The following is a 20,541-nucleotide window of genomic DNA, read 5'->3' on the forward strand; positions in this document are numbered from 1 at the left end:
TTTTCAGCGGTCCGTATCAGCCGGATACGATGGAACAGTGACCCTTCCTCCCCAGACAGAAAAGCCCCGGCTGGAGGATGTAGCACGCCATGCCGGAGTGAGCGTGCCCACGGTTTCGCGGGTGCTGAACGGGCGGAGCGGGGCCTCGAGGGAGACGCGCCAGGCTGTACTGACGGCCATGGATGACCTCGGTTATGAGCGGCCCGACCGCCTGTCCGGCAGGGCCAAGGGGCAGATCGGCATTGTGGTGCCTGACCTGGTCAACCCGATTTTTCCTGCCTTCGCCGGCGCGATCAGCGCTCTGGTTGCTCCCAATGACTACATTCCCGCACTCTGCACACTGCCAGGCGGCGGCGTTCCCGAGGATGAGTACGTGTCCCTTCTCCTGGATCAGGGCGCACGCGGCCTGATCTTCGTGTGCGCTGCCCATGCGGACGGCCGTGCAAGCGTTGAGCGATATCAACGGCTGCGTGCGCGCGGCATCCCCTTTGTGCTGGTCAATGGAACACGGCCGGAAATTGACGCCCCGGCCATCGCGAATGACGATTCCATCGCCGTCCAGACCGCCGTCCGTCACCTTGCCTCGTTGGGGCACCGGCACATCGGTTTCGCCACAGGCCCGGAACACTTCATCCCCAGTCGCCGGAAGGCGGAAGGATTCCGCGTCGGCCTGGAACAGCACCTCGACCAGATCGATCCCGCCGAACACACCGCCGTCACTATGTTCAGCATCGAGGGCGGCCACAGCGCCGCCGTCGAGCTTCTGGATTCCGGCCACACCGGCATTGTCTGCGCCTCCGACGTCATGGCTCTTGGCGCCATCCGCGCCGCACGCTCGCGGGGGCTCCGCGTGCCCGAGGACGTGTCCATTGTCGGGTTCGATGACTCGCCCCTGATGGCCTTCACCGACCCGCCGTTGACCACGCTGCGGCAACCCGTCTCAGCGATGGCCGAAGCCGCCGTCCAGGCGCTGCTCACGGAACTCTCCGGTGAACGCAGCAGTCGCAGCGAGGTTCTGTTCGAGTCCGACCTGATTGTCCGGGGATCCACCACGGCCGCTCCCGGCTGAGTTGCCCGCTCTCAGGCAGGACGGCCTACCTCTGGCAGGATGGAGCCATGACTCTCACCCCTCCCGTTGCCAAGAAAGTCCCCACCGAACGCACCCACCATGGGGACACCGTGATTGACCCCTACGAGTGGATGCGAGCCAAGGACAACCCCGAAGTGGTTGACCATCTCAAGGACGAGAACGGCTACACCGAGGCAGTCACCGCCGGGCAGGAACAGCTTCGCCAGGACATCTTCAGCGAGATCAAGAACCGCACGCAGGAAACCGATCTGTCCGTCCCCGCCCGCAAGAAGGACTGGTGGTACTACTCCCGTACCGAAGAGGGAAAGCAGTACAGCATTCACTGCCGGGTACGGGCATCGGACACCGGGGACGTCGCCCGGGATTGGACGCCCCCTGAGGTGGTCGCCGGCCAACCAGTCGAGGGCGAACAGGTCCTCATCGACAGCAACGCAGAGGCGGAAGGCAAGCCCTTCTTCTCACTGGGCGGCCTCACCGTCAGCGAGGACGGGAACCTGTTGGCCTTTAGCGTGGACAACGCCGGGGATGAGCGTTTCACCCTGCGCATCAAGGACCTGTCCACCGGCCAGCTCCTGCCCGACGAGATCCCCAACATCTTCTACGGTCTTGCGTTCTCACCGGACGGATCCCAGGTGTTTTACACCGTCGTTGATGACAGCTGGCGCCCCTACCAGGTGAAATCGCACCGGCTTGGCACCGCCGTCGAACAGGACGAGCTGGTGTACCAGGAGGACGACGTCGCCATGTGGACGGGCTTCGACCTCTCCGCGGACCGCACCCAGCTGCTCATCGGCATCGGCTGCTCCGAGTACAGCGAGTACCGGGTGCTGGACCTTGAGAATCAGGAGGCCGGTCTCACCACGCTGATTCCGCGCTCTGACCGCGTCCTCTACGAGCCGGAGCCGCTGCGGATCGAGGGCCGTCTGCACTACCTGCTTACGCATGATCTCGGCGCGAAGAACTCGATGGTCAGCCTCGTGGACGCCGAGCAGTTCCAGCGCCCGCTGGCCGAGCAGGAGTGGTTGCCGGTGATCGAGCACGACGACGCCGTCCGCGTCCACGGTGCCACCGTCACCGCTACGCACGTCCTGGTTTCGGTTCGCAAGGACACCACCATGCGCGTGCAGATCCTGCCCCGGGTGGGCCTCGGCACGCCTGCGCAGCCGGTGCCGCTCGAGCCTGCCTTCGACGAGGCGCTCTACACCTGCAACCTGGCAGGTGCCGAGTTCGAGTCCCCTGTGATCCGGCTTTCCTACGCCTCCTACTTCACTCCACCGCGCGTCTATGACTACCTGCTCGACGGCGGTGTACTCACCCTGCTTAAGGAGACGGAGGTGCGCGGCGGATACCGCTCGGAGGACTACGTCGCCGAACGCCAGTGGGCGACGGCGGCGGACGGCACGCAGATCCCGCTCTCCGTCCTTCGGCGCCGGGATCTGCAGCAGGACGGAAGCAACCCCGCCGTTGTCTACGCCTACGGCAGCTATGAAATCAGCATGGATCCGGCTTTTTCTATCTCGCGCCTGTCGCTGCTGGACCGCGGAGTGATCTTCGTCGTCGCACATATCCGTGGTGGCGGAGAGATGGGGCGCACCTGGTATGAGAAGGGGAAGAAGCTCGAGAAGAAGAACACCTTCACGGACTTCGTCGATGCCACCACGCACCTGGCCGGCTCCGGTTGGGTGGACCCGAGCAGGATTGCCGCTATCGGCGGCTCCGCCGGCGGGCTCCTGATGGGCGCCGTCGCCAACCTGGCTCCCGAGAAGTACCGCGCAATTGTGGCGCAGGTGCCGTTTGTGGACGCCCTGACCACCATTCTGGATCCGGAACTTCCACTCTCTGCCCTGGAATGGGAGGAATGGGGCAACCCCATCACGGACCCCGAGGTCTACCGGTACATGAAGGAATACACCCCGTACGAGAACATCCGCGCAGCCGAGTACCCGCGCATCGCCGCAGTGACGAGTTTCAACGACACCCGCGTGCTGTACGTGGAGCCGGCCAAATGGGTGGCGAGGCTGCGAGAGGAAACCACCGGAAGTGAACCGATTGTCCTCAAGACCGAGATGGACGGCGGCCACGGCGGTGCGAGCGGGCGGTATGAACAATGGAAGGATGTCGCGTGGGATTACGCTTTTGTCGCTGACGCGTTGGGTGCCACCCGGGTGCTTTCAGGAGCGAGCGCCACAGGATAGCCTCCCGAATTTCCAGCGCTGCTGCGATACTTCGGTGCCGGGGCTCCGAACACTCTGTATGGAAACTTCAGGCGTGGGAGGAGCTCGGCCCGTCGTCCGGGCCGCTGGTTCCCGGCGCCGGGCCAGAACAGCCCGGCGCCGGTATAGTTGACAGATGGACAGCAAGAGTGCCGGATCGGCACATGCTGCAACGACGGTGGGAGACCCAGGCTCCCAACCCGACCTCGGCCTACCCCAGGTCCTTGGCGGGCGGTATCGGCTGGATGCCCTCCTCGGTCAGGGAGGCATGGCCTCGGTGCATCAGGCGCGGGATGAAGTGCTTGATCGGGATGTGGCCATCAAGGTGTTCCACACCGGTTCGATCAGCCCCGAGGATGAAGCTCGCCAACGGGCGGAAGCCCAGATTCTGGCGGGGCTGAACCACCGCAATCTGGTGACCGTTTTCGACATCGGCACTGACACGGTTGACCTGCACCGCCGGACCTTCCTCGTGATGGAGCTGATCAAGGGTGAGGATCTTCACCGGGCCAACTTCCATGCTCCCCTCACTGCGGAAGAGACGCAGGCCATGGGGAGGGGCGTGGCCCAGGCTCTGGCCTATATCCATAGTCAGCGGGTAATCCACCGCGATGTGAAACCGGCCAACATTCTCCTCGGCACCAGCGGCAATCCACACCGGGCCGAGCATCCCAAGCTCACCGATTTCGGCATCGCCCGCCTCGTGGAAGAAGCTCATCTGACTGCGACGGGGCAATCCGTCGGTACCGCCGCCTACTTCAGTCCGGAACAGGCGGAAGGTCTCGGGGCCACCGCTGCCAGCGACATCTACTCTCTCGGCCTGGTGCTGCTTGAGTGCCTTACAGGAGAGGCGCCCTTCCCTGGCCCGGCGGCAGCGTCAGCCGCAGCGCGCCTTCACCGAGACCCGGTGATCCCTGCCCATCTGGGTAGCCACTGGAGCCCGCTGCTCAGGGGTATGACGCACCGGGATCCGGCGTCCCGCCCGTCCGCGGAGGATGTTTCCCGCGCACTCGGTTCACCCTCCATGACAGCGGACGGAATGGGCGGGTTCCGCAAGGACTCGCCGGAAGCATCGGAACCTCCCACAGAGCAGCAGGAACGCATCCGGCAGGACCCGCAGCCGGTGCAGGAGCGGCCCGGGACAGCGCTGCATGCACCTGACGACGACGGCGGCCGGGAGGACGACGGCGGGCCGGGAAATTCCGCGACAGCTGTCCCCACAGCTCCGCAGGGACGAAGAAAGCCTGGGGTGCTTCGTTGGGCGTTGATTGCACTCGCAGCGGCACTGATGCTCTTGATTGCAGCAGTCATCCTTGTACCCGCTCTTATGTCCGGAGCTGGTTCCGAGCCGGTCAACTACCCTCCGGCAACAGGAGAACTCGGTGTGCTGCTGGAAGAACTACAGGAAAGCGTGACCCCATGAGGAGCCGAAGAACCCGCCTGGGCGCTGCAGCGGCGGCGCTGAGCCTGATCCTTTTCAGCGGCGGGTGCAGTCTCGCTCCCGATTACGGTGCCGCCGCCTCGCGGCAATTACAGGCCGATGTCCTGGACATCACGCAATTGTCTGTTGACGGCGATTTCGCGGAGGCACTGGATGCACTCGACGCTCTCAGTACGCGGCTGGCAACGCTTGGTTTCATCGGCGCAATCGAGCCTGCACAACAGCAGGAGATCGAAGAAGCGATAGCCAATCTCCGGGCGTACTTCGAGCGCACCTTGAACGAGAGCTCAACTCCGGCCACGCCAACAGATCCCTCGACACCAACACCGGAGCAGGCAGAACTTGAACCGACGCAGCCCACCCCGGGTCCGGTGCCGCCACCTGCGCCGGTCCCCGTTCCCGCTCCGATTCCCGTTCCGGAACCGGATACGTCGCGTGAGCCCGTGCCGGATCCCGCATCTACTCCTCCACCCGTGACCGATCCCCCAGACCCAGCGCCGAGCCAGGCTCCGCCGCCCGAGCCTGGACCTGAACCGGAACCCACCGGACCCGCCCCGGTCGAACCTCCACCCCCAACGACACCGGCGCCCGCTCCGCCCTCTCCCGAACCTTCAGGGCCGGCCGTGCCTGAACCTCCGCTCCCCTCCGCACCCGCCGTCGGACCACCAACCACTCCGGCACCACCGGCAAGCCCCGCACCACCGGGGTGACCGGATCCGCCGGCACCGCCGGGAGACTGACACCACCCGGCGTGTTTGCAGCCAATTTCTGCCGGTACCACGCGCGCCACAATGCCTTCATCTGCTTGACAGTGGAGGCGGTTCCGGTATTACCTAATGAACGATCGGTAAATAATTCTGAGAGGCCTGTATGAAGGACACTGACGTCCGCCCTGCGCACCCCATCCTCGAACAGGACCACGCCTCCCGCTGGATGGGAATCGAAGTTCTCCGTCTCGCTGACGGGCATGCAACCATCACCATGCGTCTGCGCGAGGAAATGCTCAACGGCTTCGGGATCGCTCACGGCGGCATGGTCTTTGCCTTCGCGGATTCGGCCTTCGCGCTCGCCTGCAATCCTCCCGGTGAGACGGAGACGATCACCGTCGCATCCGGCGTCGACATCAATTTCCTTGCCCCCGCCTTTCCGGGCGATGTGCTGACCGCGGTCGCTGACCGAAAAGCCTCCGCCGGCCGGAGCGGCCTCTATGACATTTCGATCACTGCCGCGAACGACGACGGCGGCACCCGCCTGATTGCCGAGTTCCGCGGCCGATCGCGCACCGTTCCCAACAAAGCCGGCCGCGGTGCTTCAGCCACGAACCAGCCCGAGAAGAGGACCCCATGAGCACCACGGCCATCAAGGCGACAGCAGCGGATGCAGCCACCTTGGATCCCGAGGAGACCTATGACCGCGGGCGCATCGAGGAACTCCAGCTGGAGCGGCTGCAGTGGACGGTGAAGTACGCGTACGAGAATGTGGACCTGTACCGCCGCAAGTTCGACGACGCCGGCGTGCGCCCTGAGGACCTTCGGGAGCTTTCCGATCTGGCCAAGTTCCCCTACACCACCAAGGAAGACCTCCGGCAGACGTACCCCTTCGGGATGTTCGCGGTTCCGCAGGAGCGCGTGGCCCGCATTCACGCGTCGTCGGGCACCACCGGGCGGCCCACGGTTGTCGGTTACACCTCCGGGGATCTTGACCGGTGGGCGTCGCTGGTTGCGCGGTGCCTGCGGGCCAGCGGGGTCAAGAAGGGCGACAAGGTCCATAATGCCTACGGCTACGGGCTCTTCACGGGCGGGCTGGGGGCACACTTCGGAGCAGAGAAGCTCGGCTGCACCGTCATCCCGATCTCCGGCGGGCAAACCGAACGCCAGGTGCAGCTCATCCAGGACTTCGAGCCGGACGCCATCCTCAGCACCCCCACCTATCTGCTCACCATCCTGGACGCGATGGTTGCGGCCGGCGTTGATCCGAAGGGCACGTCCCTCAAGACCGCGGTGCTGGGGGCGGAACCCTGGACTGACCGGATGCGCACCGAACTTGAGCAGCGAATGGGATTCGACGCGTGCGACATCTACGGGCTCTCCGAGGTGATGGGCCCCGGCGTCGCCGGAGAGTGCGTTGAAACGAAAGACGGCTCGCACATTTGGGAGGACCACTTCCGGCCGGAGATCATCGATCCTTTCACTGACACGGTGCTCGATGACGGCCAGTCCGGTGAGCTTGTCTTCACCTCGCTCACCAAGGAAGCGCTGCCGATCATCCGGTACCGCACGCATGACCTGACCCGACTGCTTCCGGGCACCGCCCGCCCCGGCATGCGGCGGATGGACCGGATCACCGGGCGCAGCGATGACATGATCATCCTGCGTGGCGTGAACCTCTTCCCTACGCAGATTGAGGAGATTGCACTTCGAATCCCTGCGCTCAGCCCGCATTTCCAACTGGAGCTCACACGTCCGGAGGGGCAGCGGATGGACCAGCTGACTGTCCGCATCGAGCCGCGCGAAGGCGTGAGCGCCGACGACGCTGCTGCTGCAGCGTCCGAGCTGAGCAAACAGATCAAGATCCACATCGGGTCAAGCTGCGCGGTGTCCGTCGTCGAGAGCGGTTCCCTGGCACGCTCAAGCGGGAAGCTGAAGCGCATCTATGACCTGCGGCCGAAGCTGTAACTGCGTGCTGCACTCTTCGGAGTCTGACGTGCGGACCGCAGTGGGGCCTGACCGAACGTTCATGCGAAAATAGCCCGTATGCCAAGCTCACAGGCCGCAACCCGTCGCGGACGTCCCGGATACGATCAGCAAACTGTGCTCAACATCGCCGTCGGTGTCTTCAACCGGCATGGCTACGAGGCCACGTCGATGGGCGTCCTTGCGGAGAACCTGGGCATCAGCAAGTCGGCGATCTACCATCACGTGCCGTCGAAGGGCGATCTGCTGCGCCTGGCACTGGATCATGCGCTCGGAGGCCTCGAAGCCGTCTTGACGCATGCGAGTGCAACGTCCGGCAAGGCGGATCAGCGGCTCGAGTACGTGCTGCGCGGCACCATCGCTGTGTTGACCGAGCGTCTTCCCTTTGTGACGCTCCTACTGCGGCTGCGCGGCAATACGGAGGTTGAGCGCGAAGCCCTTGAGCGCCGTCGTGCCTTTGATCATCAGGTGGCGTCCCTGGTTGAGGCTGCGCGGTCCGAGGGCTCCATCCGTAAGGACATCGATCCGCGGACCACAACGAGGCTGCTGTTCGGCACGATCAACTCGGTGGTCGAGTGGTACAAGCCGGGGGGTCCGCTGACGCCGCAGAAGCTTGCCGACGATGTCATTGCCATGGTCTTTGAGGGACTGCACCACCACGCCTGAGCCCGGCCACACCACGCCCTCCTCGTCGGGACAGTCCGAAGCTCCTGCCGCGAATCCCACCCACATGCGTCGTCCGCTGGGAATAAGCAGCCCAATCCCAGCAGTCTCACCCGGTCGCTGGGAGCAGGGGTTATCCACATAGCCGTCCGAGTCCATCCGCACCCCATGCGTCCTGGGCAGTATGGAAGCATGGACATCGTCGCAGCCCTGCAGATACAAGGAGGAGTTGCGCGCCGAGGTACTCTGCTCGCCCACGGTGTCCCCCGTCAGCGCATTGACGAAGCTCTATCCGCACAGCGTATTCTGCGGCCGGCCCGAGGCGTCTACGCACTTCCGGGATCTGATAGTGCACTGGTCAGCGCTGCCTGCGCGGGAGCCGAGCTTGCCTGTATCACCGCTGCGAAACACCTAGGGTTATGGGTGTTCCGGGAACCGTCATTTGTCCATGTGACCGTCGATCACGGCCGACCGCTTGAAGGAGTCTTCCGGGTCCACCGCCAGGTCAAGCCGCTGTCACTTGCGGACATCTGCGTGCAGAGCATGAGGTGCCTGCCGGAACTGGATGCGCTCTGCATTGTTGAGTCCGCCGTGGTCCAGAAGAAGGTCACGCTCGAACAGCTTCGCGCTTCTGCAACCGGCGCCCGCGATGCTCCCCTGCGCCGGATCATCGGACTGGTTGATCCTCATGCCGAGTCCATTCTTGAGACAGTCGCGCGCTACCGCCTCGGGGAGGAGGGTCTTCACGTCAGCTCGCAGGTCTACATCCCAGGTGTCGGGCGGCTTGATCTTTTTGTTGAAGGGATTCTGGGAATAGAGGCAGACGGTCGGGAGCACCACAGCGGTCACAAGGAGTTCGAGGAGGACCGCCGGCGGTGGAACCTGCTCACAGTGAAGGGCATCCCGATCCTGCGTGTCAGCGCAAAATTGATCCTACGGGAGCCCGACTCGTTCATTCGGTTAGTCCGGCAGGGCCTCGCTTCCCGAAAATCCCAGTAGAACGTCCATCCGGGTGGGATTGGACCGCCGTGTCCCACTCAGTTGGGGCACCCAGTGGGATAGGCGGTCCGGGCCTGCGGGCCTACTTCTCGACGAGGGTCAGGACGTCGTAGGTCGCCACGATCTCGTCATTCTGGTTGGTGAGCACCGCATCCCAGGACACCTCGCCGTACTCCTCGTCCTCGCGCGGCGTGATGCGCTTGGCCGTAAGGGTCACGCGGATCGAGTCACCGGCAGCAACGGGAGTGATGAACCGCAGGTTCTCGAGGCCGTAGTTCGCGAGGACGGGCCCCGGAGCAGGTTCCACGAACAGCCCGGCTCCCCAGGACAGCAGCAGATAGCCATGCGCAACAATGCCTGGGAAGAACGGGTTCGCGGCTGCAGCTTCCTCGTTGGTGTGCGCGTAGAACTTGTCGCCGGTCTCGTTCGCAAACGCCGTGATGTCCTCAAGCGTCACCTGACGCAGGTCCGAGCGCACTGCATCACCGATCCGCAGTGTCGCGAGGTTCTTCCGGAACGGGTGCTCTTCATCGAAGTTGCGGTCCGCCCCGGTGTGCCAGACGCCCGTAATCGCGGTCAGCATGTTCGGTGATCCCTGCAGGGCTGTGCGCTGCATATGGTGCAGCACTGAGCGGATGCCGCCGAGCTCCTCGCCACCCCCGGCACGCCCCGGCCCTCCATGCACCAGGTGCGGCACCGGCGAACCGTGGCCGGTGGAAGAACGCGCATCCTCACGGTTCAGCAGCAGAACGCGGCCGTGGTGGGCCGCAATGCCCATCACCAGCTCACGTGCAATGGCCGGATCGTTGGTGCAGACCGTCGCCACCAGTGACCCCTCGCCCATGGCGGCCAGCCGTACGGCGTGTGCGGTGTCCTCATACCCCACCACCGAGGCGACGGGACCGAAGGCCTCCACCGTGTGAAGTTCAACCGCATCAGAGTTTTCCCAGGTCAGGAGCATGGGAGCCATGAAGGCGCCGTCCTCAGCGACGTCCACGGTCCCGTCAGCGTGGGTCACCCGGGGAGAGTCCAGGGTTCCGTAAGCGAGTTCGCCGCCTGCTGCAAGCATGGTCTCGACGGCGGCGCGGACGTCGCGCATCTGCCCGACCGAAGCAAGCGCGCCCATGGTGACGCCCTCAGCACGCGGGTCACCGAGCGTGATGCGCTGCTCAATGCGGTCGCGGGCGGCAGCAACGACGTCGTTCACCAGAGCCTTGGGAACCAGGCTGCGGCGGATACTCGTGCACTTCTGGCCCGCCTTGACCGTGATCTCGGTGACGAGGGACTTGATGAACGCGTCGAACTCGGGCGTTCCGGGAACCGCGTCTTCGCCGAGGATTGCGGCGTTGAGGGAGTCGGTTTCGGACGAGAAACGCACGCCGCCCGTGGTCACGTTGTCGTGGGACTTCAGCTTGTTCGCTGTGGAAGCGGAACCGGTGAACAGCACCATGTCCCGGTAATCAAGCGTGTCCAGCACGTCGCGGGCCGGTCCCGAAATGAGCTGCAGCGACCCGGCGGGCAGAATGTTGGACTCGATGATCAGCTTCACGACGGCGGCCGTCAGATAACCGGTAGGCGTTGCAGGCTTCACGATGGTCGGCACTCCGGCCAGGAACGCCGGTGCCAGCTTCTCGAGCATTCCCCACACCGGAAAGTTGAACGCGTTGATCTGCACGGCGACCCCGGGGATGCGGGTGTAGATGTGTTCGCCGAGAAAGGACCCGTCCTTCGAAAGAACCTCGACAGGCCCGTCGATGACAACCTGCGAGTTCGGCAGTTCCCGCCGGCCCTTGGAACCGAACGTGAACAGGACGCCGATTCCGCCGTCGATGTCCACCATGGAGTCCACCTTCGTGGCCCCGGTCCGCGCAGAGAGTTCGTAGAGGTGATCCCGCTGTCCGTTCAGGAACTGGGCGAGCGCCTTGAGCTTCAGTGCGCGTTGGTGGAACGTAAACTTCCCGAGTTCACTCTGGCCGGTGGTCCGGGCGTAATCGACGACGTCGGCAACGTCCAGGCCGCTGGTGCTCACCATGGCAAGCAGTTCGCCGGTGCTGGCGTCCCGTACTTCAGTGGCGTTGTCTTCGGACAGCGTGTGCTGGTCGGGGGTCCACCAGGCGTCGCGGATGAAGCTGGGGACAATGTCCACGCTGAGGGCGGTCGAAGTCATCGTTGACCTTTCGCGTTTGGGGAGCTCAAGAAACATGACAAACATTACTGAACGGACGTTCGGTAATATGTCCAGAGTACATGAACGCACCATCCCTCCACATCCCACAAGGAGCCTTCAGTGACCGGCGAACCCTGGCAGATTACCCTCGGCGAGCTCGACGAGAAGATGGGCGTGAAGATCCTCGAACAGTCGGTCGAGCGGGTGGTCGCGACGATGCCCGTGGAAGGTAACCGGCAGTCCTTCGGCCTCCTGCACGGTGGGGCGTCGCTCGCGGTCGGTGAAGCCGTTGGCTCCTGGGCAGCCGTCATCCACGCAAGCACGCTGGGCAAGACTGCCGTGGGCGTGGACGTCTCCGCGACCCATCACAAGTCCGCGCGCAGCGGCACTATCACCATCACCGCCACCCCCATCCATCTGGGGCGCACCCTCGCTACACATGAGGTGCTGATCACCAACGACGACGGCGGCCGCCTCTGCACGCTGCGCATCACCAATCTGCTGCTTGAGAAGAAATAGGCGCTAAAACGTCAACTTCGCTCGGACAGCGTCAAGCTCCCCCTGCGACAACCCGGCGTCACGGAGATACGCCTCGGCGTCAAGGCCGTCCAGCAGCTCCAGAAGATGCGCCCGGGTGTGCATGACCCAGTCGTGCAGTTCCTCGGGAGACTTCGGCGTCTCGTGCGGCGTCTCCTGCCCGAGGTGGTGTTCGTTGATGCCGTGGACGGCGAGCGCATAGTCGTCAGCAATGTGCTCATGGTCAACGCCCGCGAGGGTCAGCAGCACTGCGGTCACCATGCCGGTGCGGTCCCGCCCCGCAGCACAGTGCACGACGACGGCGCCCTCCGACTCCGCCACGGCCCGCACCACTGCGGCGATCTTCTCCGGCCATCGGCGCAGGTTCTCCAGGTAGTACTCCGGTGAGTTCAGGTAGGGCCCGACCAGCTGCATGAACTCCTCATCCGACTGGTCCTCAGTAGGGCAGTTCACCACCTGAAACCGGTCCAGGACTGCGGTGTTCAGGACCGGATCCGTTTCCCTCCGTCCTCGCTCATCAGGGTTTCGAAGGTCAACAACGGTGCGGACGCCGTCGTCGTACGCTTGCTGCCAACCGGCGTCGGTGAGCCATTCATGGCGGCCCATCCGGTACAGCCGACCGGCCTTGATGTCAGGGCTGACGCCACCGAGATCCCGTGCATTCACGGCGCCGTCCCAGGGGACGTTACGGTGCGAGCCGTGTCGATGCAGTTGGGCCAGATCAATCGAAGCCATGGCTGAAGAATAACAAGCGGCACGGCGCGCCGCTTCGCTCTATCCGGCACCCCGGTTCAGGAGTATGTTGATGCGATGAAACTTCTCCGAATTGCGGCCAGCACACTCCTGGCTTCGGGCCTCCTTGCAGGCTCAGCGGTTTTGCCGGCGTCGGCAGGCGATCGCGGAACTACCCAATATGTCGCGCTCGGTGACTCGTACGCATCCGGGGTTGGGGCCAACTACTACATGGATCCAGACCCGGCAGACTGCCTTCAATCAGCGCTCGGTTACCCCGAACTGCTCGACGAGCGCAAACGGATCGACCTGGTCACCAACGCGACCTGCAGTGGCGACACCATTTCCGACGTGTTCTCAGCGCTCGGCAACTTGAACGCCACGACAGACCTCGTCACCCTGACAGTCGGCGGTAATGATGTGGGATACCAGTTCGTGATTGCTGCCTGCGGCTACGGAACGCTGACCTGTACAGCCGCTGTAAATCAGGCGGTGGGTACCGAAGCGCAGAACCAACTTTCCGCCGGGCTCAGCGCACTGTATGACGGAGTCAGAGGCTCGGCTCTCTACGCTGATGTAGTTGTGACGGGTTACCCGCACCTCTTCTCACCCGAGTTCGGCACCACGCTTTTCGTGCCCGCCATCAATCTGGAGACAGGATTGCCCATCCTGGACCCGACGGGCGCGCCGGTTCCGCCGCTGCCGCTCACACCGGCCGAGCAGCAGATCCTCAACGACGGCGCCGACGCCCTGAACGCTGCCATCCGCACCCAGGCGGAACTTGCCGGCTTCACCTACGTCGACGTCGTCAAACGGTTCGACAGGCACGGCCTCGGTTCGCCGCAGCCCTGGATCCAGCCGTTCACGGACCCGGGCGCGCTGCACCCAACCGCGAAGGGTTACAAGAACGGGTACCTGCACGAGATCCGGCAGGCAGTGAAGCACCTCGACTAATCCACAGTAATGATCGCCTGCACCGGCGTGTGGTCGGATGGCCACGCGCCGTTGTAGCGGGTGGTGTTGATACCCGTCTCCACAACGGTGACCCCCGAGTTCACCATGACCCAGTCGATCCGCTTGCGCCCCTGCTTCGGCGCACGGTAGTGCGGGAACGTCCCCCACAGCTCGGTCAGCCGCTCCTTGGCCTCATCCCAGGCATCCGCCAGCACTTCACCGCTGGTCATCGCCTCGTACGGCTGCGACGCCGCGCCCGTATTGAAGTCTCCGGTCACGACGACGGCCCCCTCGGTCTGCGCGACCAGGGACCGGATTGCCTCCGCCGAACGCTGACGCGACTTTCGGGACATGTGGTCGAGATGGGTATTGAGGACGGTCAGTTTTTTGTCGGTTTCACGGTCCCGGAAGCGAGCCGTCACAACTATCCGCGGGATGAGGTTGCCCCACCCATTTGATCCTGGGGTGTCCGGGGTGTTGGACAGCGCGTCCTGATCCCATTCCAGCAGTTCCAGGCGCCGTGCATCGTAGACGATCGGGCACTGTTCACCACCGCCGTCCGCGTTACGGCCGCGGCCGATGCTGCTGTAACCCTCGCCCAGCCCCTCCAGGATCGCCGGCATCTGGTCCGGCAACGCCTCCTGCACACCGAGGATGGTGGGCTGTTCGGCCGCCAGAAGCCGGCGGACCAGCGGTTCGCGGCGACCCCAGAAATCATGGCTCCACGGGTTCACATGAGCCACCCGGCGCCGGATGTTGTAGGTCATAATATGAAGCTGCGGCGGCTCAACAGGTCCGATCAGCGGTTTCTCTGCCAGCGTCGTCCGCTCAGTCATAAAAAAACCTTAGCCCTTGCCTGCGGCATGGGCTACTCGTCCCACGCGAAGAACCCCTGACCCGACTTACGCCCGAGCTCCCCGCGCGCAACCTTGTCCCGGAGGACCTGCGGCGGAGCAAAGCGCTCCCCCAGCGTCGACTCCAGATATTCGGCGATCCCGAGCCGCACATCGAGGCCGACGATGTCCGTTGTCCGTAGCGGACCGACCGGATGCTTGTACCCGAGCACCATTGCCGTATCAATGTCTTCAGCGGACGCCACGCCCTCCTCGACCATGCGCATCGCTTCCAGCGCAATAGCAACACCCAGGCGGGAGCTGGCAAAACCGGGCGCATCCTTGACCACCACGGGAGTCTTGCCGAGTGCTTCAGCCCAGCCGCGGGCCTTCTCGGCCAGCTCTGCCGAGGTGGAAGGCGCGAGCACAACCTCGATGAGCGTTGACGCCGGCACCGGATTGAAGAAGTGAAGGCCGCAGAACCGGTCCGGCCGCTGCAGGACGCCCGCCAGCTCACCGACCGACAAGGAGGACGTATTCGTGGCGAGCCAGGCGCCGTCGTCGAGCTGTTCCTCCACGCCGCGCAGCGCGGCCGTTTTCAACGCAAGGTCCTCCGGCACGGCTTCGACCACCAGGCCGCAGGACGCAAAAGCCTTGTAATCGGTGCTTACCTGCAGCCGCGCCGAGAGCGCGTCCAGGCTTTCCTGCGTGCTCCCTTTGGCGATGCTGCGGTCCAGCGCAGCAGTGATCCGTCCGCGCGCCGCCTCCGCGGCGTCGTCGTTCTGTTCAACAACGACGACGGCGGCACCGGCCACACAGAATGCGTGTGCGATTCCCGCGCCCATCCGCCCGCCACCCAGTACGCCAACGGTCTCCGGAACGCTGTTGGTCCCCGCTGTGCTCACTTTTTCATCTTCCGTTCGGTGTCTTTCCTGGTCAGGAAGGCCTGCATGCGCTCGAACTTGGCCTCGGACTCGAACAGGATGCCCTGTGCAAGCTGATCGATCACGGGATGCGCCTCGGGTGGTGCATGGAACACACTCTTGGTGATGCGGGTTGCGAGTGGGTCCTGGCGCGCGATGCGATCAGCGAGACGGTGCGCTGCCGGGAGCAAATCCACGGCCGGGTGGATTTCGGTGATGAGCCGGACGGCGAGGGCTTCATCGGCGTTCAGTACGCGTCCTGAGAGCAGGATCTCCTTGGCGAGCGGCTCACCGACAAGCTCGCGCAGCCGCCAGGTTGCGCCGGCCGCCGGCAGGATGCCGAGGCCCGTTTCCGGGTTGCCGATCTTCAGTGCGGGTGTCCCGATCCGGAAGTCCGCAGCGAAAGCGAGTTCCGCACCGCCGCCAAGCGCATAGCCGTCCAGCGCCGCGATCACCGGCATGGGAAGTTTCGCAATCCGGGAGAAGAGTGTCGAGTTGATTCCGGCGAGGGCGTCGTCGCGCCGTCGTTCTCTTAGCTGTGCAATGTCGGCGCCGGAGGCGAAGACGCCGCCCGTGCCGGAGAGCACGAGGATCCGCGGGTTGCGCTCAAGGTCGGCGCACACCTCGTGAAGCTCGTCAACCATCTGCTGGTCGATTGCGTTGCGGACCTCGGGCCGGTTGAGCTGGACGCTGAGGCGGTTCCCGCCGTCGTCGATTGTCAGGGTCTGCACTACACACGCTCCAGGAGCAGGGCTGTTCCCTGTCCCACGCCCACGCACATGGTGGCAAGTCCCAGGCTTCCGCCTTCCCGTTCCAGCCGACCCATGAGGGTGATGGCGATCCGCGAGCCCGAGGAACCCAGCGGGTGCCCCAGGGCGATGGCGCCGCCGTCCCGGTTGACGATGTCCTCGTCGAGGCCAAGCCTGCGGATCGAGGCGAGGGACTGTGTGGCGAAGGCTTCGTTGAGTTCGACGGCGTCGAGGTCGCCGATGGACCGGCCGGCGAGCTTGAGGACCTTCTGCGTGGCCGGGACGGGTCCGATGCCCATGATTTCCGGCGGCACTCCGGCGGAGGCACCCGTGACGATGCGGGCGCGCGGGGTCAGGCCGAGCCGGGTGAGTGCGGCTTCGGACGCTACGATCACGGCGGACGCGCCGTCGTTCAGCGAGCTCGAATTGCCCGCCGTCACCACGCCGTCCTTTGCTACAACCGGCTTCAGCCCCGCGAGCACCTCGAGCGTGGTGTCCGGTCTGGGTCCCTCGTCCGTATCAACGGTGACGTTCTTCTTGCGGTGTGTGGTGTTAACGGGAACGATCTCGTCTTTGAAGTGCCCTGACTCGATTGCGGCAATGGCCCGCTGGTGGGAACGGAGTGCGAAGGCATCTGCATCCTCCCGCGAGATGCCGTCCACGCGGGCAACCTCCTCGGCCGTCTCCGGCATCGAGAACGTGGTCTTCTCCTGGGCCGCGAAGGTGGGGTTGGTGAAGCGCCAGCCAATCGAGGTGTCGAAAGCGGCGCCAGGCTTCGCGAATGCCGTCGTCGGCTTTTCCATCACCCACGGCGCACGGCTCATGGACTCGACACCACCGGCAATAACGACGTCGGCAGCTCCTGCCTTGATCATGTGGGAGGCCATAATGATGGCCGACAGACCGGATGCGCAGAGCCGGTTGACGGTGATCCCCGGAATGGTGTTGGGCAGGCCGGCAAGCAGCGTGGCCATGCGGGCGACGTTGCGGTTTTCCTCGCCGGCGCCGTTCGCGTTGCCGAGAATGACCTCGTCGATTGCCTCGGGGTCCAGGCCGGTGCGGTGCACCAGCTCGCGGAGGGTCAGCGCCGCCAGGTCATCGGGCCGGACCGCCGAAAGCGCTCCGCCGTACCGTCCCACCGGGGTTCGAACCCCGCCCACCAGAAAAGCCTCGGCCATGCCAGCCTCCGTCATCGTCGTCGTCGTCGTCAGAGCGTGCAGGAAGGGCGGCATAATTACCGACCGTTCGTTCTATAAAGAATCGCACGGGGCGCCGGAGCGGTCAACTGACGTGACGGATTGGGATTGTTCCGTGTTCGGCTCGCCTATGGGATAGGGCAAAAAGCGCCGGCGGAGCCGCCCCGGGATCTTCGCATCGGGGCTGGCTCAACGCCGGCGAGAAGACGGGCGCGGGTTAGAACCACGTAGGAAACAGCCTGCCCCTGCTGCGGGCGTTCGTCAACGGTTTCTTTAACGGCCGCGGTCGACCGCCGAAGGTCGGCCGTCGGCAGGCGGTCCACGCGAGTCAGTCCACGCGAGTCAGTCCTCCAGGCGAAAGCCCAGCTTGACCGTGACCTGCCAATCGGCGACGGCGCCATCCACGAGGTGCCCCCGGATCTCCTTGACCTCGAACCAGTCGAGATTCCGAAGGGTCTTCGCTGCCTGGGTCACTGCGTTGTTGACTGCCGCGTCCACCCCGTCCGGCGACGTTCCGACGACCTCGGAAATGCTGTAAGTATGGTTCGCCATGCTTCCTCCTGAATCCGGGCGCCGGCAACTCCGGCGGGTGGGTGCCACGCTAGTCCTCCCCACCGTCGCGGTCCAGCCCTTCGAAGCTCGGCTCCAGCCATGTATTGCGGACGCGAATCGTCCGGAATCTTCTGGATTGAGCCGGCGGACGCGCCTACCCTCTTGTTTCATGACGTACAGCATCCAGATAGTGATCGACAGCGAAGATCCCCACACGCAGGCAGGCTGGTGGGCGGAAACCCTGGACTGGAGGGTGGAGCCTACGGACCAGGACTTCATCGACAAGATGCTCGCAGAAGGTTATGCGCAGCAGAGCGACCTCATCGAGCACAACGGCATCCGCGTCTGGAGCACCGGTGAGGCAATCTGCCGGCCGGACGAGGACGGAAAGACGGGGCGGCAACGCATCCTCTTCGTCAAGGTCCCCGAGCCCAAGACGGTCAAGAACCGCACGCACCTGGACATCCGTCTTGACGGTGATGATAAGGACGCCGTCCGCACCGCACTGGAAAAGCGCGGCGCACGGTTCCTGTACCAGGGCAATGAAGGCCCGCACATCTGGTACACGATGACGGATCCGGAAGGTAATGAGTTCTGCGTGAGCTAGCCGGCCCACCACTTTGAAGTTCCCCCCGTCTCCAAAGCTAGACTCGATTGGTGACCACAGATCTCCCACCCCAGGTATCCGATGTCTTCGACCCTGCCCGCTGGCGGCTCGTGGAGGGGTTCGAGGATCTGCAGGACATCACCTACCACCGCCACGTGGACCGCAGCCAGAACGGCGGCGCCGGCACACGCGATCTGCCGACTGTCCGCATTGCGTTCAACCGGCCTGAGGTCCGTAACGCCTTCCGCCCTGGCACGGTGGATGAGCTGTACCGCGCAATGGATCACGCACGAATGACCCCGGACGTTGCAACGGTCCTCCTCACAGGCAACGGCCCTTCTCCCAAGGACGGCGGGCACTCCTTCTGCTCCGGCGGTGACCAGCGGATCCGTGGGCGGGATGGGTACAGGTACGCAGAGGGTGAGACCAGGGAGACCATCGACCCGGCACGCGCCGGCCGGCTCCATATCCTTGAAGTCCAGCGGCTGATGCGGACCATGCCCAAGGTGGTCATCGCCGTCGTCAATGGGTGGGCAGCAGGCGGCGGGCACAGCCTTCACGTTGTGTCGGACCTAACGATCGCCTCCAGGCAGCACGGCAAGTTCAAGCAGACTGACGCGACCGTAGGCAGCTTCGATGCCGGCTACGGCTCGGCGCTCCTCGCGCGCCAGATCGGCCAGAAGAAGGCCCGCGAGATTTTCTTCCTCGCCAGGGAGTACTCGGCCGAGGACATGGTGGCCATGGGCGCCGTGAACCAGGCCGTTGACCACGAGCGGCTCGAGGACGTGGCGCTTGAGTACGCGGCAGACATCGCGAACCAGAGCCCGCAGGCAATCCGCATGCTCAAGTTCGCGTTCAACCTGGCCGATGACGGCCTGGCCGGCCAGCAGGTCTTCGCCGGCGAGGCCACGCGCATGGCTTACATGACCGATGAAGCGGTCGAGGGCAAGGAAGCGTTTCTCGAAAAGCGCAGTCCCGACTGGTCCAGCTTCCCCTACTACTTCTAGGCGCCCATGGAACTCTTCCCCGTTCACACTCCGCCCGGCTTCGATCCGCATACACTGCTTGCACCTCTCGCAGCGGCCCTTGCCGGTGAAGGACCTGCGGTAGCACCGCACTCCGATGGGCATCAGAGCTTCAACGGCGAACTGCCCAACGATGAGATCGCCGCAGTGCTCAGCACCTCCGGCTCCACCGGCACCCCAAAACAGACCATGCTCAGCGTCGACGCCCTTGCCGCATCCGCCATGGGGACCGCCTACGCCCTGAAGTCCGAGGGCCAGTGGCTGCTCACCCTGCCCGTGCACTATGTGGCCGGCTTCCAGGTGTTGGTGCGCTCGCTGTACGCGGGGACACGGCCGTGGGCGATGGACCTTACCGAGACGTTCAGCCCGGAGCGATTCACGGAAGCTGCCGGTGAACTGACCGACAAAGTGCGCTTCACGTCCCTGGTTCCCACGCAGCTCCACCGGCTGCTTGAGGACCCGGCCCCCCACACCATCAAGGCGCTCCAGCGCTTCAACGCAATCCTGCTCGGCGGGGCGGCGGTCACCGACGCCCTCCGCAGCAGAGCCCGCGCACACGGCCTGAAGATCGTCCGCACCTACGGTATGAGTGAAACCTGCGGCGGGTGCGTGTACGACGGCGTCCCCCTCGAAGGCGTACAGCTCACCAACGACGACGGCCGGCTCTGGATCAGCGGACCGGTCCTGGCCGACGGTTACCTGGGCCAGCCGGATCTCACCCGGGAAAAGTTCCCGTTCAACTCTGGCCGGCGCTGGTTCCGAACGGACGACGACGGCGCTATTGACGGCGGCGTCCTCACCGTCCACGGCCGCGTGGATGACGTCATCATCACAGGCGGACTCAAGGTGTCCGCGGTCGCAGTGTCCAGTGTCCTTGAGGGCATGCCGGGGGTCAGCGAAGCACTGGTGCTGGGGGTACCGCATCCGGAGTGGGGCGCACAGGTGGCTGCCGCCGTCGTAGGCTCGGTCAATCCGGACGCAGTGCGGCAGCATGCGCAGGAGCATCTTGGGTCACACGCGGCCCCAAGGATTGTGCTGACGCTCGATAAACTCCCAATGCTGCCCAATGGCAAACCCGACCGGATGGCCGTGCGCGCACTGTTCGAGCAGTCAGCGCTGTAGCGAATCCGCCCGCAGGTTCAGGGCATCCAAGCGAAAATCCAGAGA

At 64.6% G+C, this 20,541-nt stretch carries 20 protein-coding genes; 13 read left to right on the top strand and 7 right to left on the bottom strand.

What is annotated here, in order from left to right:
• Positions 1-37 precede the first annotated feature (37 nt).
• The 8 genes from P4U43_RS04850 (at position 38) to P4U43_RS04885 (ending at position 9,099) form a co-directional block, all read left to right on the top strand.
• On the top strand, positions 38-1,069 hold the full coding sequence (locus tag P4U43_RS04850) for a LacI family DNA-binding transcriptional regulator (protein ID WP_277357711.1): 1,032 nt from the start codon (positions 38-40) through the stop codon (positions 1,067-1,069).
• A gap of 47 nt (positions 1,070-1,116) precedes the next feature.
• Positions 1,117-3,285, top strand: a complete 2,169-nt coding sequence (locus P4U43_RS04855) for a S9 family peptidase (protein ID WP_277357712.1) — start codon at positions 1,117-1,119, stop codon at positions 3,283-3,285.
• A 154-nt stretch (positions 3,286-3,439) separates the two neighbouring features.
• Positions 3,440-4,726, top strand: coding sequence for a serine/threonine-protein kinase (locus P4U43_RS04860; RefSeq protein WP_277357713.1), 1,287 nt, complete (start codon positions 3,440-3,442; stop codon positions 4,724-4,726).
• Entirely contained in the window at positions 4,723-5,454 is a 732-nt protein-coding gene (locus P4U43_RS04865; RefSeq protein ID WP_277357714.1) for a hypothetical protein, read from the top strand. The genes P4U43_RS04860 and P4U43_RS04865 overlap by 4 nt, the downstream gene beginning before the upstream one ends.
• A gap of 160 nt (positions 5,455-5,614) precedes the next feature.
• Positions 5,615-6,091 carry a hydroxyphenylacetyl-CoA thioesterase PaaI gene (gene paaI / locus P4U43_RS04870; protein WP_277357715.1) on the top strand — a complete coding sequence of 159 codons (477 nt, stop codon included), beginning with the start codon at positions 5,615-5,617 and terminating at the stop codon, positions 6,089-6,091.
• Positions 6,088-7,419, top strand: coding sequence for a phenylacetate--CoA ligase PaaK (paaK, locus tag P4U43_RS04875; RefSeq protein WP_277357716.1), 1,332 nt, complete (start codon positions 6,088-6,090; stop codon positions 7,417-7,419). The genes paaI and paaK overlap by 4 nt, the downstream gene beginning before the upstream one ends.
• A gap of 78 nt (positions 7,420-7,497) precedes the next feature.
• A complete protein-coding gene (locus P4U43_RS04880; RefSeq protein WP_277357717.1) occupies positions 7,498-8,103 on the top strand; it encodes a TetR/AcrR family transcriptional regulator in 606 nt (201 codons plus the stop codon).
• Positions 8,104-8,292: 189 nt separating this feature from the next.
• Complete coding sequence (locus P4U43_RS04885) at positions 8,293-9,099, top strand: type IV toxin-antitoxin system AbiEi family antitoxin domain-containing protein (RefSeq protein ID WP_277357718.1); 807 nt, start codon at positions 8,293-8,295, stop codon at positions 9,097-9,099.
• A gap of 82 nt (positions 9,100-9,181) precedes the next feature.
• Here P4U43_RS04885 and paaZ read toward each other — a convergent pair whose 3' ends face one another.
• Positions 9,182-11,266, bottom strand: a complete 2,085-nt coding sequence (gene paaZ / locus P4U43_RS04890; protein ID WP_277357719.1) for a phenylacetic acid degradation bifunctional protein PaaZ — start codon at positions 11,264-11,266, stop codon at positions 9,182-9,184.
• A 168-nt stretch (positions 11,267-11,434) separates the two neighbouring features.
• Between paaZ and P4U43_RS04895 the strand changes: the two genes are divergently transcribed.
• Positions 11,435-11,785: a PaaI family thioesterase gene (locus tag P4U43_RS04895; RefSeq protein ID WP_277357783.1), complete on the top strand. Its 351-nt coding sequence runs from the start codon at positions 11,435-11,437 to the stop codon at positions 11,783-11,785.
• Between the two features lie 3 nt (positions 11,786-11,788).
• Here the strand turns inward: P4U43_RS04895 and P4U43_RS04900 are convergent, their stop codons facing one another.
• The gene (locus tag P4U43_RS04900; RefSeq protein ID WP_277357720.1) at positions 11,789-12,538 is read right to left on the bottom strand and encodes a tyrosine-protein phosphatase; all 750 of its coding nucleotides are present in this window, start codon (positions 12,536-12,538) and stop codon (positions 11,789-11,791) included.
• 75 nt (positions 12,539-12,613) lie between these two features.
• Between P4U43_RS04900 and P4U43_RS04905 the strand changes: the two genes are divergently transcribed.
• Positions 12,614-13,489 carry an SGNH/GDSL hydrolase family protein gene (locus P4U43_RS04905; protein ID WP_277357721.1) on the top strand — a complete coding sequence of 292 codons (876 nt, stop codon included), beginning with the start codon at positions 12,614-12,616 and terminating at the stop codon, positions 13,487-13,489.
• Here P4U43_RS04905 and P4U43_RS04910 read toward each other — a convergent pair.
• From P4U43_RS04910 to P4U43_RS04930, 5 genes are all read right to left on the bottom strand, one after another.
• Positions 13,486-14,325, bottom strand: coding sequence for an endonuclease/exonuclease/phosphatase family protein (locus P4U43_RS04910; RefSeq protein WP_277357722.1), 840 nt, complete (start codon positions 14,323-14,325; stop codon positions 13,486-13,488). The two genes, P4U43_RS04905 and P4U43_RS04910, sit on opposite strands and share 4 nt — an antisense overlap.
• 32 nt (positions 14,326-14,357) lie before the next feature.
• Entirely contained in the window at positions 14,358-15,167 is an 810-nt protein-coding gene (locus P4U43_RS04915; protein WP_277357784.1) for a 3-hydroxyacyl-CoA dehydrogenase family protein, read from the bottom strand.
• Positions 15,168-15,223: 56 nt separating this feature from the next.
• A complete protein-coding gene (locus P4U43_RS04920) occupies positions 15,224-15,976 on the bottom strand; it encodes an enoyl-CoA hydratase/isomerase family protein (RefSeq protein ID WP_277357723.1) in 753 nt (250 codons plus the stop codon).
• A complete protein-coding gene (locus P4U43_RS04925) occupies positions 15,976-17,172 on the bottom strand; it encodes a thiolase family protein (RefSeq protein WP_277357785.1) in 1,197 nt (398 codons plus the stop codon). The genes P4U43_RS04920 and P4U43_RS04925 overlap by 1 nt, the downstream gene beginning before the upstream one ends.
• A gap of 360 nt (positions 17,173-17,532) precedes the next feature.
• Complete coding sequence (locus P4U43_RS04930) at positions 17,533-17,742, bottom strand: dodecin (RefSeq protein ID WP_056543571.1); 210 nt, start codon at positions 17,740-17,742, stop codon at positions 17,533-17,535.
• 169 nt (positions 17,743-17,911) lie between these two features.
• On the opposite strand from P4U43_RS04930, the gene P4U43_RS04935 reads away from it, so the two are divergent.
• From P4U43_RS04935 to menE, 3 genes are read left to right on the top strand one after another with little or no spacing between them, the layout of a single operon-like run.
• On the top strand, positions 17,912-18,349 hold the full coding sequence (locus tag P4U43_RS04935; RefSeq protein WP_277357724.1) for a VOC family protein: 438 nt from the start codon (positions 17,912-17,914) through the stop codon (positions 18,347-18,349).
• 50 nt (positions 18,350-18,399) lie between these two features.
• Positions 18,400-19,356, top strand: coding sequence for a 1,4-dihydroxy-2-naphthoyl-CoA synthase (locus P4U43_RS04940; RefSeq protein ID WP_277357725.1), 957 nt, complete (start codon positions 18,400-18,402; stop codon positions 19,354-19,356).
• Positions 19,357-19,362: 6 nt separating this feature from the next.
• Positions 19,363-20,496, top strand: a complete 1,134-nt coding sequence (gene menE / locus P4U43_RS04945; protein WP_277357726.1) for an o-succinylbenzoate--CoA ligase — start codon at positions 19,363-19,365, stop codon at positions 20,494-20,496.
• Positions 20,497-20,541: the final 45 nt, after the last annotated feature.

Source organism: Arthrobacter vasquezii, assembly GCF_029455255.1.
Lineage (GTDB): Bacteria > Actinomycetota > Actinomycetes > Actinomycetales > Micrococcaceae > Arthrobacter_D > Arthrobacter_D parietis.

What these genes read in the sequence shown, in the direction of transcription:
- P4U43_RS04855 (WP_277357712.1), top strand. Translation starts at nt 1,117, where the DNA reads ATGACTCTCACCCCTCCCGTTGCCAAGAAAGTCCCCACCGAACGCACC.
- P4U43_RS04860 (WP_277357713.1), top strand. Translation starts at nt 3,440, where the DNA reads ATGGACAGCAAGAGTGCCGGATCGGCACATGCTGCAACGACGGTGGGA.
- P4U43_RS04865 (WP_277357714.1), top strand. Translation starts at nt 4,723, where the DNA reads ATGAGGAGCCGAAGAACCCGCCTGGGCGCTGCAGCGGCGGCGCTGAGC.
- paaI (WP_277357715.1), top strand. Translation starts at nt 5,615, where the DNA reads ATGAAGGACACTGACGTCCGCCCTGCGCACCCCATCCTCGAACAGGAC.
- paaK (WP_277357716.1), top strand. Translation starts at nt 6,088, where the DNA reads ATGAGCACCACGGCCATCAAGGCGACAGCAGCGGATGCAGCCACCTTG.
- P4U43_RS04880 (WP_277357717.1), top strand. Translation starts at nt 7,498, where the DNA reads ATGCCAAGCTCACAGGCCGCAACCCGTCGCGGACGTCCCGGATACGAT.
- P4U43_RS04885 (WP_277357718.1), top strand. Translation starts at nt 8,293, where the DNA reads ATGGACATCGTCGCAGCCCTGCAGATACAAGGAGGAGTTGCGCGCCGA.
- paaZ (WP_277357719.1), bottom strand. Translation starts at nt 11,266, where the DNA reads ATGACTTCGACCGCCCTCAGCGTGGACATTGTCCCCAGCTTCATCCGC.
- P4U43_RS04895 (WP_277357783.1), top strand. Translation starts at nt 11,435, where the DNA reads ATGGGCGTGAAGATCCTCGAACAGTCGGTCGAGCGGGTGGTCGCGACG.
- P4U43_RS04900 (WP_277357720.1), bottom strand. Translation starts at nt 12,538, where the DNA reads ATGGCTTCGATTGATCTGGCCCAACTGCATCGACACGGCTCGCACCGT.
- P4U43_RS04905 (WP_277357721.1), top strand. Translation starts at nt 12,614, where the DNA reads ATGAAACTTCTCCGAATTGCGGCCAGCACACTCCTGGCTTCGGGCCTC.
- P4U43_RS04910 (WP_277357722.1), bottom strand. Translation starts at nt 14,325, where the DNA reads ATGACTGAGCGGACGACGCTGGCAGAGAAACCGCTGATCGGACCTGTT.
- P4U43_RS04915 (WP_277357784.1), bottom strand. Translation starts at nt 15,167, where the DNA reads ATGGGCGCGGGAATCGCACACGCATTCTGTGTGGCCGGTGCCGCCGTC.
- P4U43_RS04925 (WP_277357785.1), bottom strand. Translation starts at nt 17,172, where the DNA reads ATGGCCGAGGCTTTTCTGGTGGGCGGGGTTCGAACCCCGGTGGGACGG.
- P4U43_RS04930 (WP_056543571.1), bottom strand. Translation starts at nt 17,742, where the DNA reads ATGGCGAACCATACTTACAGCATTTCCGAGGTCGTCGGAACGTCGCCG.
- P4U43_RS04935 (WP_277357724.1), top strand. Translation starts at nt 17,912, where the DNA reads ATGACGTACAGCATCCAGATAGTGATCGACAGCGAAGATCCCCACACG.
- menE (WP_277357726.1), top strand. Translation starts at nt 19,363, where the DNA reads ATGGAACTCTTCCCCGTTCACACTCCGCCCGGCTTCGATCCGCATACA.